At 47.5% G+C, this 2,598-nt stretch carries 2 protein-coding genes and 1 pseudogene; 1 reads left to right on the forward strand and 2 read right to left on the reverse strand.

Annotated elements, in window-relative coordinates:
- Window positions 1-50 precede the first annotated feature (50 nt).
- Window positions 51-1,196 (forward strand): cysteine desulfurase family protein, encoded by a 1,146-nt coding sequence (locus R6U67_RS00665; RefSeq protein WP_410250748.1) that lies wholly within the window; start codon window positions 51-53, stop codon window positions 1,194-1,196.
- A 36-nt stretch (window positions 1,197-1,232) separates the two neighbouring features.
- Here R6U67_RS00665 and R6U67_RS00670 read toward each other — a convergent pair whose 3' ends face one another.
- Entirely contained in the window at window positions 1,233-2,252 is a 1,020-nt protein-coding gene (locus R6U67_RS00670) for an MAE_28990/MAE_18760 family HEPN-like nuclease (RefSeq protein WP_410250749.1), read from the reverse strand.
- Between the two features lie 42 nt (window positions 2,253-2,294).
- Window positions 2,295-2,598: pseudogene (locus tag R6U67_RS00675) on the reverse strand (hypothetical protein); the annotation flags it as partial.

A 2,598-nucleotide genomic window follows, 5' to 3' on the forward strand; every position in this document is an offset into this window, starting at 1 on the left:
CCTACCGCCAGGATGATTGACCCCTAACCCGTCTAGCTTACCCCCTACCGATGCCTCCCATCTACCTCGACTACCACGCTACCACCCCCGTCGATCCGCGCGTCATCGACGTGATGACCGAAACCCTCACCCACCACTTCGGGAACGCCAGTAGCATCGACCACCCCTACGGCGATCGCGCCGCCGCACAAGTCAAAACCGCCAAACAGCATCTAGCAACCCTCATCGGCGCATCTCCCCGGGATATCCTCTTCACCTCCGGCGCAACGGAAAGCATCAACCTCGCCATTCAGGGATGTTTGCGGGACACCCCCCTCAAAATTCTCCTCAACCCCCTCGAACATAAAGCCGTTCTCGACACCTGCGAGGCGATCGCCCAACGAGGACAGGCCCAACTCCACTATCTCACCCCCACCGCCACCGGACAACTCGACCTAGAGGAGATTGACCGCTACTGTCGCCAGGGAATCGACCTGCTGTGCGTCATGGCCGCCAACAACGAAATTGGCACCCTCTATCCCGTGGAGGCGATCGCCAAAATCGCCCAAACCCACCAAGTCCCCTATCTCTGCGACGGCTCCCAAGCGGTTGGAAAACTCCCCTTCCAATTTCGCGACTGGGGACTCACCTTTCTGGCTCTCTCGGGTCATAAATTCTACGCACCCCAAGGCTGTGGCGCGTTAGTCGTGCGTCCCCAAACCCCCCTGACTCCCCTCCTCTACGGCGGCGGCCAGCAACGGGGACAACGACCGGGAACCCTGAATCTACCGGGGATTGTCGCCTTAGGAGAAGCGGCCCGCCTACGGACCCTGGAAATGGAGACGGACGAATCGCGCATTGCTCGTCAACGCGATCGCCTCCAGTCCATCCTGCAAGCCAACATCCCCCAACTTCAAATTAACGGCGACCTTAACCATCGCCTCGCCGGAAACCTGCATCTCTCCATTCCTGGGATTCCCAACAGTGCCATTATCGCCCGAGTGCGCGATCGCCTAGCCATCTCCACCGGGTCCGCCTGCACCTCCGGCGTGGAAACTCCCTCCCATGTCCTGCGAGCCATTGGCCTATCGGAATCAGCCATTGAAGGCTCTCTCCGCATTGGTTTAGGGAAATTCACCCGTGACGCCGACCTGGACGAAGCCGCGACGATTCTCAGCCAGAACGTGGGGGCGATCGCCAATTTGATGTCATCATAGACTCTACTGTCTATCTAGTGATAGAGTCAATATTAACTAGATTAAAACTCGATAAATCAACCAATTTTTACGAACATTAACATTCCTAAACTTAACATGAACTTTTCCTTGTTTTGAAAAATAAATATTTTGTTTGTCTTCATCATTTAGTCTGATCGTTTCAATAGTGTTAATTCGACAAAAGGTGTTTTTAGAGTTGACTAAGTAGAGAGTATCTCCTACTGATAAATTAGTATCTTCATGAACCGTGATATGAGCCACACCTATCCGAGATAGCCAGTTAGACACTCGACCAACCTTGACCCTTAAACCAGATTGATACTGTTGACAAATAACCTTCCATTGAACTAACTCAACTAACGCCTGACATAAAGATTCCACAAGATTACATAAATCCAATAAAATTTCTATCCCTGAAACGTTTTCAGGTTGTCCATGAGCCGCATCATTTCGGGCTAGAATGAACTGCTCTAATTGATTACCCAGAGGCGTGCCAGAATTTAAACTGATTTCGCTCAAGAAATGTTGAATGTCTGGATGATTCTCTAGCCAGTTCCAGGAATCTTTAATTCCAGCATTCTTAAATATTTCAGCTAACGCTTCTTTTCTTAAGTTTTGGCCCTGTGTAAAAAATGCTTCTTTAGGCAAAAGCTGATAGTTTTCAGAGTTATTGACTCCCTGAGCAAGACCCCTAATGATTTCATCTATCTCTAAACTTCGACCAAAGTATCTTGGTCGGCAGAGGAGTTGACCCACTCCTTCCCGATGAGTTCGTTTTATTGTTTCATCCAAATCAGCATATCGAGTCACCAAACTGGGTAAAAGTGATAGCCATTCTGTAATTAAAGCTTCTACGAAAATTTCATACACAGCATAAAGCCGTATGATCGCTGAGCAATAATCATGAGTTTGCCAAGCCCGGGGAATGTCAGGAAGTTCTTGAAGTAACTCTTTTAAGTAAACATCCTGTTCAGCTAAATCACGAGAAGTTTGGCAATCCTGATTAAAGCATATTTCTTGCAGTAACTTGGAACTTTTAATGAGACAGCGAACCACATAAATTTCGGTCTTAAGTTTCTGTGTTATTCCATCAAACATTTAACTAGCCAGCACATTTTTAATCAGAGTATCAAAGCGAGATATACGCTCACCAATACCCTCACGGTTATCTTTTCCCTTGCCTTTAAAAATATCAGAATCTGGCTGGCAAAATAAGTTTTGAGTCTCATCAAGAACTCTGTCTTTACAGTTCAGTAACTGTGAGCTATGTTGCAAATTATGACTTAATCCAACCATTACGGCATCGTAGTAAGCTTTATAAAAAGCTTTTTTGTAATCTTGACTTGGAGGCTGGAACGGTTTTTCACCATAGAGATTACAGGCCAAGGTTATCGTTTGATTG

Source organism: Sodalinema sp., from assembly GCF_046483825.1.
Lineage (GTDB): Bacteria > Cyanobacteriota > Cyanobacteriia > Cyanobacteriales > Geitlerinemataceae > Sodalinema.

Coding starts and splice junctions, on each gene's coding strand:
- R6U67_RS00665 (WP_410250748.1), top strand. CDS start 51: ATGCCTCCCATCTACCTCGACTACCACGCTACCACCCCCGTCGATCCG.